Here is a 12,834-nt window from a genome sequence, read left to right on the forward strand (position 1 = left end):
AGCCTTATTCAACAAGAGAATGGCGCGTCATAGCTTCAGGTTGTGGCACTCCCATCAGTTTTAAAATGGTAGGTGCAATATCTCCTAAAATACCATCGGTAATTTTGGTTTTATCTTTATCTATTAAAATAATAGGCACTGGGTTTGTAGTATGAGAGGTGTTTGGAGAACCATCTGGATTGATCATGGTTTCACAGTTTCCGTGATCGGCAATTAAAATGGTAGTATAGTCATTTTCCAAAGCCGCTTCAACTACTTGTTTTACGCATTTGTCCACAGCTTCACAAGCCTTAATGGCAGCTTCCATCACTCCTGTGTGTCCAACCATATCCCCATTGGCAAAGTTAAGACAAACAAAATCTGCTGATTTTTGTTGCAATTCGGGAACCAAAGCATCCGTAAGTTCGTAGGCGCTCATTTCTGGCTGAAGGTCGTAAGTGGCCACTTTTGGTGAATTTTTAAGAATTCTCTTTTCGCCTTCAAACGGTGTTTCCCTTCCTCCAGAAAAGAAAAAGGTTACGTGAGGATACTTTTCGGTTTCAGCAATTCTAATTTGTGTTTTGTGGTGTTTTTCCAAAACTTCACCCAAAGTTTCACTTAAATTATCCTTGTCGAATACTACGTGGATTCCTTCAAACGAATCATCATAGTTAGTCATCGTTACATAGTGTAACTTCAGTTTGTGCATATTTTGTTCGTGGAAGTCGGTTTGAGTCAAAGCTTCGGTAAGCTGTCTTCCACGGTCTGTTCTAAAATTGAAAAAGATGATGACATCCCCGTCTTGGATTTTAGCTATAGGCTCTCCAGCCTCGTCAACGGCAATGATAGGTTTGATAAACTCATCGGTTACGTCATTTTCGTAACTATGATCAATAGATTTCAAGATATTTTTGGAGTGTTCTCCTGTACCGTGTACCAAGGCGTCATAGGCCAATTTTACACGTTCCCAACGCTTGTCTCTGTCCATGGCATAGTAACGCCCTGTAACGGTGGCAAGTTTGGTGTTGGTGTTTTCAATATGCTCTTCAAGTTCGGTAACAAATCCAAAACCAGATTTAGGATCTACATCCCTTCCATCGGTGAAGGCATGTACATATGAATGTTCAACGCCATAATCGTTGGCTGCATCTACAAGTCCCAATAAATGATTGATGTGGGAGTGTACGCCACCGTCGCTCAACAATCCAAGGAAATGGATAGGCTTGTTGTTGGTTTTTGCATATTCAAAAGCTTCTACAAGCGCAGGTTCGTTACGAAGGGTCTTATTTTGGATGGCTAGGTTGATCTTTACCAAATCTTGGTATACAATTCTTCCAGCTCCTAAATTCATGTGCCCAACTTCGCTGTTTCCCATTTGGCCTTCAGGAAGTCCGACATGGAGACCATCGGTCCTCAAACTTGCATTAGAGTAGGTGTTGTAAAGTGAATCTATAAAAGGTGTGTTTGCGTTGTCTATGGCTGAAACTTTAGGGTCTGGAGATTTGCCCCAACCATCAAGAATCATAAGGATTACTTTTTTGTTCATGGTGCTTTTTATTTTATTCTCAAAGATAATTCTTTCTATTAGGACGTCGAAATTTCAAGAGCAGAAATTCCAGTAAAACTGAGGGTTATCATATGGTGAGGCGCAAGTGGGAAAATTAATATAACCTTAACAAATTTGTGTTTAAATAGTTAAAAATGTGTTATATATGATTTTTTTGTGTAACAAATCGAAAATTTATGCGTCTCTTTACTGTAATCAAAAAACAATCATTAATCAAATCATTAAAATCTTTCATCATGAAAAAATCGGTAATTATTATTGCAGCTGCATTGGGATTTATGGTAAGTACCACCTATGCTACAACTTCATTCAAAACCATCGACAATTTTAGAACTGTAAAAGTTAACACTTCTGTAAATCCATTTTGTGTTGCAATCGCCAAAGGGGATATCCAAACAGTTCAAAAACTCATTGAATTGGGTGCGGATGTTAACGAAAGATCCAACGGGATGACTCCATTGATGTATGCAGCAAAATACAACAGAGTGGCCATTATTAAACTTTTAGTGGCCAATGGCGCAGATTTAGACAAGAAAAGTGAAGACGGTTTAACAGCGGCACATTATGCTCAGCGTTCCAACGCTCAAGATGCCCTTTCCGTTATTAGCGATTTGGATAAAGCATAAAAATAACACTAGTAGGTGCTATTCAGCATTTATTATTAGTTAGTTGGTTAGTTAGTTTAGTTAGAGAAAAAAACTCCCTATATGGGAGTTTTTTTGTACTTGTCAATGGCTGCTTTTATCTTTTCAATCCGATTGTCAGGATCGGGGTGAGTGCTTTGATATTCAGGAACTCGGTTTGGACCTGCGGCGGCTTTTAAAATTTCCATAACCCCAATCATTTCCTCTGGATCGTAGCCTGCATCTATCATTAACATGATACCAAGATCGTCCGATTCCAACTCGTCGCCTCTACTATTGGTGAGTAATTTTTGTTGTCCAATACCTCCAATCAATTGTCCCATATCGGCACCAACGGAAGCTCCGGTAGTAACGGTTTTCCAAAATTCGGTTTCGGCAATACGTTCGGCAGAATGCCTGCCCAAAACGTGGCCAATCTCATGACCCAAGACGCCGGCCAGTTGGGCTTCATTTTCAAGCTGTGAAAATAGGGCGTAGGTGATAAACACTTGTCCTCCAGGAAGGGCAAAGGCATTGACAGTGTTGGAATCCCCCAAAAGGTGAAAATGGTAATCGTATGGGGTTTGGCTTGCAATACTGCTTTGCACCAATTTATTGCCCACTTGTGTTACAAAAGCTTGGTATTGGTTGTTGGGATGCAATCCGCCGAATTGCTGTTCCATTTCTGGGGCGCTTTGCAGTCCAATGGCAATTTCTTGATCGGCAGTCATGTTTATGACTTGGTCCTTTCCTGTATAAGGATTGGTTTCCATACTGCTACAGCGCTTGATAAATGCAAAGGCAACAATGCAGAGTCCTAGCAATAATCTGATTTTAAATCTATTAGTTCTCATGGTGACATAGTTGTGAAAACTAAAATTACGAAATTTTTAGCGTAATAATTCAGGATTGATATCTAAAAGATGTTCTCTTCTATAGGTTACTATAAGCTCAGGAGTAAGGAAGTCATTTCCGGCTAAATATTCATTTTTTAGAATTTCGAATATGTCCAAATTTTTGAAGGATTCCAAGTACTGTTTGGAAATCTGTTTATAACTATAATGCCAAGGTTCATATTTGAACCCTTTTCGTGATGGATTGTTGGTGTATACCAAGAAAAATCCAAAACGATTGGCATTGGCATCCATCCATTGTTTGAGTTTATGGAAAGCGCCTTGACCTTCAAAGTGTTCTGCCAATAGGACGTCTCCCTTAGGCTGAACCGCATTGGCGTCAATAATATCAAGGTCGGTTCCCCAATGGTGTCTGGATGTACCAGGAATGGTTGAATATTCTATGATGGCATTGATGGCCTCGGTTTCGGCCATGCCTTGAGAGGTAAACAAATTGTATTTTCGGTTCCAAATACGTTTTTGATGTTCAAAATCGCGATAACTGGATACTACTTTAATATTGATGCCTTCCTTTAAAGCTTCAGCTTTCATTTCTAAAAAAGCTTCGTGCGCTTCCAAAAGTAATTTGTAACCATTTCCGAAAAGGGCAGGAGCACCTTTGCCAATCAATAATTCACAAGAAATGGGATTGGAAGCCAATAAGTTGTTGGGGAAGGCAGAAAACGCCAGTCCCAATAAGGATGCAGATTTTATGAAATGTCGTCTTTTCAAAGCAATTTAAACATGGTGAAATGTAAGCCTATTTTAGGAATATCAAAAGGTTCTCCAATGATTTCAAAGCCATTTTTTTTATAGAATGGAACCGCTATTTCTCTGGCATTGCACCAAACCGTATCGGCTTTTAAGTTTGTAAGTATGGTTTTCCCATGTTTTATTAAGGCTGTACCCAAGTTGAGACCTTGTAAATGCTCAAGCACGGCCATGCCTCGGAGTTGATATTGGGAGGTATTTTGTAAAAGAGGCGTACTGTTTTTAAGATAGGTGACCACTCCGGATAGTTCATTTTTGTAAAAAAGCCCTAGATGGAAGGTTGAATCTAGGTCGTCATTATCAAAAATGCAGTCTTCAATAGGGCGTCCAGGCCTTAAAACTGGGTGCCGAACCACATGTGTTTCCTCAGGAGTGATAAATTTTATAAAAAAATCTTCTTTTGAAGTTTGAGTCAAAATAATTGAAAAATAATGGATTAGATAAAACTGAAAACAAACTTAAATAAAAAGTTGAATAAAAATGAATTTTTCTCTTTTGTACATTGAATAGTTTGTATATATTTGCGCCAGAATTGCGGGAGTAGCTCAGTTGGTAGAGCGTCAGCCTTCCAAGCTGAATGTCGCCGGTTCGAACCCGGTCTCCCGCTCAAGAAGCTTCACTGAAAGGTGAGGCTTTTTTATTAAATAGTAGTTAGGGTAAAAACGGAGCCAGTTTCTTTTTAGAAATTGTCTCCGTTTTTTATTTGATGTTTATTTTAAACTGGATAAATCTGCTCCTGTTGGGACTTCATAAGGTTCTTTTCCTTGTTCAAAAATCCTGGCATCCAAACTACCTTTTAAAGTAATAGTACTTCCGGATACGAACAACCAGCTACCTTCTCTAAGTCCAACCACGGGTTGTGGGTTGAATTTGTGGAATTCTTGAATTCTGGTCTCTCTGGTTTCTCCCATATGGGTACTGCTTGGATCTGGGTCCAAATAATGCGGGTTTAAATTGAAAGGAACAAAACCGAAAGTTTTAAAACTTGGCGGATATACTATAGGCATATCGTTGGTGGTGTTCATGGTCAGCCCACAAATATTACTTCCGGCACTGGTGCCTAGGTATGGCGTTCCGTTTGAAACCGCTTCCTTGATGACTTCAATAAGTCCATGTTTATAGAGTTGGCTCACCAATACAAAGGTGTTGCCACCTCCAACGAAAATAGCTTTAGCCTGCTTTACCGCTTCGGTAGGAGAGTCAAATTCGTGGATGCCTTTGACGGTTTTGTTTATTTTGGCAAAAGGTTCGCTTACTTTAGCGGTATATTCATCGTGTGAAATCCCCCCTGGTCTGGCATAAGGGATAAACAAAATTTCATCAGTGGCCTTAAAAAAGGTACTCAATTCTTCCAAAAGATATTCCAAAGAACCACTACCATGTAGAGTAGAGGTACTGGCGATAATTATAGTTTTCATCATTCATTAATTTGTCGTAAATTTAAGTAAACATCCCCTTTAACAAAAGTTTATATAACCATTGAAGTTTATTTAAGACAAGATGTCGTTACTTTATTACATAAAACCAAATTTTATGACTAAAGCTCTTTTGCTCATCGGTATTTTGTTGCTTAGTGTTCAAGGACAGTCGCAACAGCTTAATAGAATCATGGTAAACGGTAGAATAGTGGTGGATAGTGATGATATTGAAGGCGTGACCGTTTTTAATAGGAATTCCAGTAAAGGGACTATTACCAATGAAAAAGGAGAGTTTTCCATAAAGGTTGCAGTTAACGATGTCTTGGAGTTCCATGCCTTGCAGTTTCAGGAATTTGAGGTCGTTATAGACCAGGAGATCATCATCTCTAAACAGCTTACCGTGTTTTTGGTGGAAAAAGTGAACAAATTGGATGAGGTGGTGGTATTGCCATATGATCTTTCTGGGAATTTGATGATAGATGTGGAAAGTATCAAAATTTATAATGCCGATTTAAAGGGGCTTGATTTGGGATTGGGAAATATGGAAGAATTTGAGTTTCCAGATGATGCCCGATCCAGAACTGAAAATTTCACGATGCACTCTCAAGGACAAACCATGAAGAATGGCTTGAATATTAAGAACATTGTAAGTCTACTTCTGGTGCCTTTATTTGAATCGCCAACTAATAAAAGTGCAGACAAAGTTGATACGGTAGATATTCCTATGAGCAGTTTTAAAAGTCAATATAGCGAAGAGTTTCTAGAGCAAAACTTCGGAATCCCTAAAGATCAAGTAGATGATTTTATCATTTATGTGGAAGACAGTGGCTTGGATTACAGTTTACTCGACGAAGGCAAAGAATTGCAATTCCTTGAATATATCAATGACAAAAGCAAACTTTTTTTAAGCACGCAGAGTGGCAGAAATTAAGAAGCTTTTTTTTCTGTGCTACTTTGCTGGTATAGGAATGCTCTGTGCTCAGCAAAAGGTTTTGGAAGGCCTTGTTTCCGCAAGTGGCGATGTAGAGGGTATTCACGTTATCAATAAAACAGCAAGTAAATTTACTAAAACAGATGAAAACGGGAGTTTTGAAATTCCGGCAAGTCTTCAAGATACGTTGCAAATCACGGGAATAAAGTATAAAACGAAAGAGCTAATCATAACTGCTGAGATTTTCAATTCAAAAACAGTAAAAGTGACTTTGGAGGACCAAATCAATGAATTGGATGAGGTGATTGTCGGGAAGGTATTGACTGGCAATTTACTGCTGGATGTACAGAATTCTGAAGCCAAACGTGATATCAATTTTTACGATGTGGGCATCCCAGGTTATACAGGGAGGCGTAAAACCCAAAGTGAACGGAGGCTTTATGAAGCGACTACAGGTGGCGGGATTGTGCCGCTCAACCCAATCATGAATTGGATTTCTGGTCGTACCAAACGGCTTAAGCATTTAATTAAGTTGGAACGTCAGGATCAATATATGAATCAAACCATGTCTGAGTTTTCGGAGATGCTTTTGGAAATTGAGGAGTTGGAGGAATCCCGGAAAATGGAGTTTTTCTATTTTGCTTCGGAAGATGAGCGTTTCATGGAGCTCTATAAATTGAATAACGATATGTTGATGTTTGAATATCTCAATGAAAAATTGGAGGTCTACAGAAAGCGTCTTAACGAGAATAAGAATTGACCGTTAAATATTTTTGAAACACTGAGCATCTAAATAAACTACTTAGTATATTTGCATCGTGATACTATCAAGAACATTTTTATTTATAGGCACTACCGAAGTCATGTTCATACTATTTATAGTAGTCATGGTGTTTGGTGCCGATAAAATTCCTGAAATAGCAAGAGGATTGGGGAAAGGTATGCGCATGCTTCGCGATGCCTCTACCGATATCAAATCGGAAATTACCAAAAGCGCCGAAAAAAATGGCATTGATACAAGTATTACCCAAGATGTTCAAGAAGAACTTACCAAAGTTAAGGACGATTTAGAACAATTCACTGGGTCTGTAAGACGTAAGATGTAAAGTTTTATAGCTGTCAACTGGTTTTCTTTTCTAGAACTTAATCCCCAAATTCATTTTAAGACTATTTTGGTCGATCGTATTGTAGTGATAGGCACTACCTGGTAGCTCATTGAATCGATAGCTGTAGATCAGGTTTAGATATAGGTTGTCATTTGGCATATACTCAAAACCGGTAGAAGCATTGATGCCGAAACTTCTGTTGCCTGTCCCAATCGAATCATAAATGTCCAATTTGGTACCAATCAAAAAACTGAAAGTATTAGAAAGGGGAATACGTTTGAGAGCACTAAATTCCGTAAGGGTGTTTTCTGCAGAATATGAAACCTCAATTCTGTGATATACGCCAATATTATCAAGGAGCATCCCAGTTCTAGCCAAGCCCAAACTTGGGTCTTGTTGTGAGCCAAAAGGCAAATTTTGTCCTGCACAAAGACTTGCCTTAAAAAGGAATATTACAATGAAGTGAAAGCGAAACCTGTATAACATTTTGACGTGAAAAAGGTTATACATTAAAGATAGAAAAAAGAGATAACTTTTTGCGTAAAAGCAACAATCAGATTAATTGCTTGTTCCTACAGCTTTCGGCTTATAGTTAGGCCGTCTCTAATAGGGAGTAATACGGTTTCTATACGTTTGTCTTCTTTCAATAGTTTATTGTATTCCAGAAGAGCCAAGGTTGAAAGGTCATCCTCTTTTACCTGTTGGATCACTTTACCACTCCAAAGTACATTGTCGGACAATAAAATGCCGCCTTTATTGAGTCTCTCCACAATCAAATGGAAGTAGTTGACATAATTGGGCTTGTCCGCATCAATAAACACTAAATCATAAGTGAGGTCCAGTTCCGGGATAATTTCCGTGGCATCTCCTAAATGTTGGTGGATTTGGGATCCATATGGAGACATGTCAAAATATTTACGTTGGAAATCCACCAACTCTTCATTGATGTCAATCGTGTGTAACACCCCATGTTCCTGAAGCCCTTCTGCTAAACATAGGGCAGAATAGCCTGTATAAGTACCGATTTCCAAAATGCTCTTGGGATTGATAATTTTTGAAATCATACTCAATAAGCGGCCTTGGTAATGCCCACTCAACATTCTTGGCTGCAAAATCTTTTGAAAGGTTTCCCTTGTAAGCTGTTGTAGCAATTCCGGTTCGTTTTCTGTATGGGCAACTACATAGTCGTCTAAGGCTTCAGGTATAAAATGCATTATGATAAAATCTTGTTGATTAAAGCTTGCTTTTTGGATTCGTCGTCACCAAACAGCCATTGTAGGACGTTGTCTTCCCACATGGCGTCTTTTTCCTGTTCGTTGATAATCTTTCTTTCTATAGCCAAATCCAGGATTTTCCCTGGATAGGAAGATTGCGTAGCGCTTTCCATTTCTCCCAATGGGTAAGGATCGTCCAAGCCCATTAGCACTTGTTTGGACGTTTGGTTTTTGATCAAGAGTTCCAAAGAACCCGTGTCATGAACCAAAGTATCAAAGAAAATATTTTTATGACCAACGGCTTTTCTTGGATGTACTTTGCCTTCAAACAAATCGTGTCTACCATCAAACCCTTGAATACGTCTTCCTAGGTTAATTTGTGCCAATTGTCCACCGTGGGCAAAACAAACCCGCATGTTCGGATACTTTTCATAATAACCATTTAAGGTCAAGAAATGGTAGGCATCGGCACATTGGGCCAACATCCAAATTAAGTGGAATCGCCAAGACGTGTTTTGCAGCTTGATGAATTTTTCTCCATCATAAGGATGGATTTCTACTGCCAAGTTGTACTTATTTGCCAATTCAAAGATAGGCTCGTTTTCTTCGTCAAAAATACAGCGCCAGGTACCAATGGTGTCCATATAGTGTGTTGGCAAGCACAAAAGGTTCATGCCCAATTCCTCAACACAACGTTCAATTTCCCAACAAGCACCTCTTACAAATCCTGGGTGTACCACAAAACCACAGGTAAATTTACTTGGGTTTTCCGCTTGGATTCTTCCGTTGAAATCATTCTGGAATCGTAAGGCCTGCTTCATTTCTTCCAAGCGCAAACCATTACCGTACAGTTGCGATAAATTTAGGACTACGGCATGATCGATATTAAAACGATCCATCCATTCCAATTTCTCCTTCAAAAAGAAACTAGAGTCCGTAACCGGACGGCTCCAATCTTTCTGAAGCATATATTTTCGGTCCTTATCTACCCAAAAAATACCTTTGTCTTTCATAAACTGAGGAATCTCTTCTGGATAGGGAAGTAAATGGGAATGGCCGTTGATGCGAAGTTTGCGTTTTTCCATGGGTGGGTGATGAGCTAGTGTTTTGGTTTGGGGTTATTCTTCGGTTTTTACAGGTGTTGGTGGTTGCATAACGTGCCCGCAATTGTTGCAAGTGCGCTTGTCCAAATCACCATAATATTTATCAAAAATTACAGGCATATCGGTTTCAATGTTATCCAACGGAAACTCTTCACGATACAGTTGCTCGTTGCAATTTTCGCAATACCATTCCAAGGCATCATTCACACCTTCGGCTCTTGGGTATTCAATCACCAAACCAACCGTATTGGCTTTACGTTGTGGCGAATGTGGCACGCCCGGAGGTAACAAATAAATATCTCCTTCCTTGATTTCAATATCTTCAGGTTGGCCATCGTTCATGATGCGCAGCACCATATCGCCTTCCAATTGGTAGAAAAACTCAGGTGTTTCGTTATAGTGATAATCTTTTCTACTGTTGGGGCCGCCAACAACCATTACAATATAGTCGCCATTAGGCCATACACATTTGTTACCAACTGGCGGTTTTAATAAATGACGGTTTTCGTCAATCCACTTTTTAAAATTTAATGGGCTTACCAATTTACTCATTACAATATATTTTGGGCGTGCCCCTTACGGGTCGGGTTTTTCGCGCTACACGGTAGCTTGCTTCAACCCCTCACGCGGGTTTCTATAAAATTACAAACTTTTTGTGCGTCCACCATCAACCGGAAGGTTAATTCCGTTGATATAGCTGGCGCATTCGCTGGCCAAAAACGTTACGGCATAGGCCAATTCTTCTGGCTGTGCAAAACGTTTTGCAGGAACGGCTTGTTTCATGGCATCGGCAGCGGCTTCTTCACTAGAGCCAGTTTTAGCCGATTTGTTTTTGATGATTTCTGTCAAACGCTCGGTTCCTGTAGCACCTGGCAAAACGTTATTTACAGTAATACCAAATTGTCCCAATTCATTGGCCAAAGTTTTACTCCAGTTGGCAACAGCCCCGCGAATGGTATTGCTCACACCAAGGCCGTCCAAAGGTTGTTTTACCGAGGTAGAAATTACATTGATGATACGTCCATAACGTTCGGCTTTCATAAACGGAACCACCGCTTGTGCCAAGACGTGATTACATTTTAAATGATTGGTAAAGGCGCTCTCAAATTCTTCCAATTTGGCAGCGAAAACAGGGCCTCCGGCAGGACCGCCTGTATTGTTTACCAAAATATGAAAGCCGTGATGTGCTGAAATAAAATCAGTCATCTTTTGTTGCAGTGCTTCGGGATTGGAAAAATCGGCAACAATATAAGAGTGCTCTTCGCTGTTGGGTAATTCGGCAAGTACCGTTTTTAATTTATCTTCATTTCTGGCTACCAAAGTAACTTTGGCACCCTCCTTTGCTAATTCAATGGCTGTGGCTTTTCCAATACCTGCGGTACTTCCGCAAACCAAAGCGTATTTATTGTTTAAGTTTAAATTCATGTCTTAATATTTACATTTCATTAATCATGGGTCAGTATATTACTTTATTCCCATTTATAAAAGTTTCCACACATTTAATGTCATCTAAATTTTCAGTGGCTACCGAAAATGGATCCTTGTCAAGTATGATAAAATCGGCATATTTTCCTGTTTCCAAGGAACCTAATTTATCCTCCATCTCAATTTGCCATGCCGCATTAATGGTCAAAGTTTTTATGGCGTCCATCAAAGAGATGCGTTCTTCCTCATTAATAATGTGACCTGAGGTTGTTTTGCGTTCCACAGCTGTTTGAATAAGCCTGAACGGTTTACTTTCGAACATAGGCTGATCGGCATGAATGCTGCTCACAATACCATTATCTAGAGCCGATTTTAATGGAAGCATGGCATGGCTGCGATCTTCTCCCAAGATGTCTTTGCCTAAAGCATCTCCATAGTAATACAAATGGTTAATATGAAAACTAGGGGTGAGGTTTAAGGTTTTTAATTTGGGTAGGTCATTTTTGGAAAGTAACAAACAATGCTCCAAACGATGTCTCGAATTGCTGAAATCCAAAGTGCCTTTCAAGGAACGGAACGCCCTGATAATATCCGAATTGGCAGCATCGCCCTGTGCATGAAATGCCATCTGCCAACCTGCGGTATGATAGGTTTTGATGAATTGTTGTAAACTGTCTTTGGAGGTTAAAGCCTTACCTCTTGAGTTTTTGGATATGTGTAATTTGTTTTGGGTTAAATCAGATTCCAAATATGGTTCATTCATATACATGGAACCTGTGTAAGGCGAACCATCGTACCAATGTTTAATGCCAATAATATTGTAAAAATCATTGCTCAGTTTTTTCTCAGGGAGCAAATGGGCCATGTCATGGCGGATGTACAAAAAATGTCGTGGCGTTGGTTCTCTTTTGGGAAAAAAACTTAATTTTTCAAGGAAACTACCTAAGAGATTTGGTTCTTTGTTTGATAAATGTTCAAAGAGCAATAAAGGCTTTTTATCATTGATGGTGATACCGGTAGACACAATGCTTGTATTCCCATTTTGGGCATAGGCTCTCATTACTTTTTGCGCTGCTCGGCTCAGTAATGCAGAGGTCAGCACGTCTTCCTTTAACTTCTCTATAAAAGGCTTAAAAGCTTCTTGCTCTACAATGGCTCCAGTTAAATTTCCTTTAGCATCATGTTCGTAATAACTGTGTGACGATGGATTAGGAGTTTTTGAAGTAATTCCTACCATTTCAAAAGCTTTGGAATTGGCCCAGTAATTATGCAAACTTTGACTAAAAATAACCACAGGGTTCTCTGGTGCAATGTGATCCAAGTATTGAATACTTGGGGTTTGTAAATCTTCTGTCATCACGGGATCCAAACCTTTGCACACAATCCATTCGCCTTTTGGAGTTTGTTTTACAATGTCTTCAAAGGAGTTCCAAATAGCCTCGTTGTTGGGGTGTTTGAATCCAGATAGGTCATGCATTTCCGAAAGGAACATGCTTAAGGCAAAATGAGTATGGACATCAATAAATCCAGGAAGTGCCGTTGCGCCTTGTAAATCTCTTTTCAGAACATTTTCAAGGTCTTTATCAGAAAAATCTTTTAGGTCCCCAATGTGTTTAATGATGCCATGTTCCACCAACATGGCATTGGCTTTTGGCTGGGCATCATTAATGGTTATAAAGTTCCCGTTGAAATAAAGTGTGGGAGCCGTTTTTTGAAAATCCAATTTTAGATAATACAGGCCAAGAGCAACCAATAGGATGATAGCTAAGACTGCAAATTTCAGTTTCCTTTTCATGGTAAATTA

At 39.4% G+C, this 12,834-nt stretch carries 15 protein-coding genes and 1 tRNA gene; 5 read left to right on the top strand and 11 right to left on the bottom strand.

The window, feature by feature from the left end:
* Window positions 1-4: 4 nt before the first annotated feature.
* On the bottom strand, window positions 5-1,525 hold the full coding sequence (gene gpmI / locus AC6I5C_RS05425; protein ID WP_497904276.1) for a 2,3-bisphosphoglycerate-independent phosphoglycerate mutase: 1,521 nt from the start codon (window positions 1,523-1,525) through the stop codon (window positions 5-7).
* Between the two features lie 257 nt (window positions 1,526-1,782).
* Between gpmI and AC6I5C_RS05430 the strand changes: the two genes are divergently transcribed.
* Window positions 1,783-2,172, top strand: a complete 390-nt coding sequence (locus AC6I5C_RS05430; RefSeq protein ID WP_497904277.1) for an ankyrin repeat domain-containing protein — start codon at window positions 1,783-1,785, stop codon at window positions 2,170-2,172.
* Window positions 2,173-2,249: 77 nt separating this feature from the next.
* Here the strand turns inward: AC6I5C_RS05430 and AC6I5C_RS05435 are convergent, their stop codons facing one another.
* The 3 genes from AC6I5C_RS05435 to AC6I5C_RS05445 are packed head-to-tail and all read right to left on the bottom strand — an operon-like array spanning window position 2,250 to window position 4,249.
* On the bottom strand, window positions 2,250-3,023 hold the full coding sequence (locus AC6I5C_RS05435; protein WP_497904278.1) for a M48 family metalloprotease: 774 nt from the start codon (window positions 3,021-3,023) through the stop codon (window positions 2,250-2,252).
* A 36-nt stretch (window positions 3,024-3,059) separates the two neighbouring features.
* Window positions 3,060-3,794 (bottom strand): M15 family metallopeptidase, encoded by a 735-nt coding sequence (locus AC6I5C_RS05440; RefSeq protein ID WP_497904279.1) that lies wholly within the window; start codon window positions 3,792-3,794, stop codon window positions 3,060-3,062.
* Window positions 3,791-4,249 carry a GNAT family N-acetyltransferase gene (locus AC6I5C_RS05445; protein ID WP_497904280.1) on the bottom strand — a complete coding sequence of 153 codons (459 nt, stop codon included), beginning with the start codon at window positions 4,247-4,249 and terminating at the stop codon, window positions 3,791-3,793. Before AC6I5C_RS05445 ends, AC6I5C_RS05440 begins: the two co-directional genes overlap by 4 nt.
* Before the next feature lie 118 nt (window positions 4,250-4,367).
* On the opposite strand from AC6I5C_RS05445, the gene AC6I5C_RS05450 reads away from it, so the two are divergent.
* Window positions 4,368-4,440 (top strand) — tRNA-Gly (locus AC6I5C_RS05450).
* A 103-nt stretch (window positions 4,441-4,543) separates the two neighbouring features.
* On the opposite strand, the gene pepE is transcribed toward AC6I5C_RS05450, so the two are convergent.
* The gene (pepE, locus tag AC6I5C_RS05455) at window positions 4,544-5,251 is read right to left on the bottom strand and encodes a dipeptidase PepE (RefSeq protein WP_497904356.1); all 708 of its coding nucleotides are present in this window, start codon (window positions 5,249-5,251) and stop codon (window positions 4,544-4,546) included.
* Window positions 5,252-5,366: 115 nt separating this feature from the next.
* Between pepE and AC6I5C_RS05460 the strand changes: the two genes are divergently transcribed.
* From AC6I5C_RS05460 to AC6I5C_RS05470, 3 genes are read left to right on the top strand one after another with little or no spacing between them, the layout of a single operon-like run.
* Complete coding sequence (locus tag AC6I5C_RS05460; RefSeq protein WP_497904281.1) at window positions 5,367-6,182, top strand: carboxypeptidase-like regulatory domain-containing protein; 816 nt, start codon at window positions 5,367-5,369, stop codon at window positions 6,180-6,182.
* Entirely contained in the window at window positions 6,169-6,942 is a 774-nt protein-coding gene (locus AC6I5C_RS05465; protein WP_497904282.1) for a carboxypeptidase-like regulatory domain-containing protein, read from the top strand. The genes AC6I5C_RS05460 and AC6I5C_RS05465 overlap by 14 nt, the downstream gene beginning before the upstream one ends.
* A 58-nt stretch (window positions 6,943-7,000) precedes the next feature.
* A complete protein-coding gene (locus tag AC6I5C_RS05470; protein ID WP_497904283.1) occupies window positions 7,001-7,288 on the top strand; it encodes a Sec-independent protein translocase subunit TatA/TatB in 288 nt (95 codons plus the stop codon).
* A 30-nt stretch (window positions 7,289-7,318) separates the two neighbouring features.
* Here the strand turns inward: AC6I5C_RS05470 and AC6I5C_RS05475 are convergent, their stop codons facing one another.
* From AC6I5C_RS05475 to AC6I5C_RS05500, 6 genes are all read right to left on the bottom strand, one after another.
* Window positions 7,319-7,774, bottom strand: a complete 456-nt coding sequence (locus AC6I5C_RS05475) for a hypothetical protein (protein WP_497904284.1) — start codon at window positions 7,772-7,774, stop codon at window positions 7,319-7,321.
* Between the two features lie 86 nt (window positions 7,775-7,860).
* Window positions 7,861-8,502, bottom strand: a complete 642-nt coding sequence (locus tag AC6I5C_RS05480; protein ID WP_497904285.1) for an O-methyltransferase — start codon at window positions 8,500-8,502, stop codon at window positions 7,861-7,863.
* The gene (locus AC6I5C_RS05485) at window positions 8,502-9,587 is read right to left on the bottom strand and encodes an amidohydrolase family protein (protein WP_076662206.1); all 1,086 of its coding nucleotides are present in this window, start codon (window positions 9,585-9,587) and stop codon (window positions 8,502-8,504) included. Before AC6I5C_RS05485 ends, AC6I5C_RS05480 begins: the two co-directional genes overlap by 1 nt.
* A 33-nt stretch (window positions 9,588-9,620) precedes the next feature.
* Complete coding sequence (locus AC6I5C_RS05490) at window positions 9,621-10,157, bottom strand: 3-hydroxyanthranilate 3,4-dioxygenase (protein WP_497904286.1); 537 nt, start codon at window positions 10,155-10,157, stop codon at window positions 9,621-9,623.
* A gap of 90 nt (window positions 10,158-10,247) precedes the next feature.
* On the bottom strand, window positions 10,248-11,030 hold the full coding sequence (locus tag AC6I5C_RS05495) for an SDR family oxidoreductase (protein ID WP_497904287.1): 783 nt from the start codon (window positions 11,028-11,030) through the stop codon (window positions 10,248-10,250).
* Between the two features lie 31 nt (window positions 11,031-11,061).
* A complete protein-coding gene (locus AC6I5C_RS05500; protein WP_497904288.1) occupies window positions 11,062-12,825 on the bottom strand; it encodes an amidohydrolase in 1,764 nt (587 codons plus the stop codon).
* Between the last annotated feature and the right edge of the window lie 9 nt (window positions 12,826-12,834).

The sequence above is a fragment of the Mangrovimonas sp. sgz306409 genome (assembly GCF_059735265.1).